This window comes from Ectobacillus ponti, from assembly GCF_024294785.1.
Classification (GTDB): Bacteria; Bacillota; Bacilli; order Bacillales; family Bacillaceae_G; genus Ectobacillus; species Ectobacillus ponti.
The window spans coordinates 1-553 of record NZ_JANCLT010000097.1 but is presented as its reverse complement, the minus strand read 5'-3'; the positions used below and the strand labels follow the sequence as shown (position 1 = coordinate 553).

Here is a 553-nt window from a genome sequence, read left to right as displayed (position 1 = left end):
CTCGTCTTCTCTCTCTCGCAGGACTCGATCGCGATGGCGGCGGAGGTGGCGAAGGCGGCGGTGGTGCCGGAGTCGGTGCTGAAGAAGCGGAAGCGGGAGGAGCAGTGGGCGGCGGACAGGAAGGAGAAGGCGCTCGCCGAGAAGAAGAAGGCCGTCGAGAGCCGCAAGCTCATCTTCGCCCGCGCCAAGCAGTACGCCCAGGAGTACGACGCGCAGGAGAAGGAGCTTGTGCAGCTCAAGCGTGAGGCTCGGATGAAGGGTGGGTTCTACGTCAGCCCTGAGGCCAAACTTCTGTTTGTGGTCCGCATCCGTGGTATCAATGCCATGCACCCGAAGACCAGGAAGATTTTGCAGCTCTTGCGTTTGAGGCAGATCTTTAATGGAGTGTTCTTGAAGGTCAACAAAGCCACCATTAACATGCTGCGCAGGGTTGAGCCATATGTTGCATATGGGTACCCAAACCTGAAGAGTGTCAGGGAATTGATCTACAAGAGGGGTTACGGAAAGCTCAACAAGCAGAGGATTCCTCTTCAGAACAACAAAGTCATTGAGG

At 56.4% G+C, this 553-nt stretch carries 1 protein-coding gene; it reads left to right on the top strand.

The window, feature by feature from the left end; translation table 11 throughout:
- Positions 1–33 precede the first annotated feature (33 nt).
- The coding region (locus tag NK662_RS24735) for an uL30 family ribosomal protein (protein ID WP_254761370.1) at positions 34–553 on the top strand (520 nt) is incomplete at its 3' end.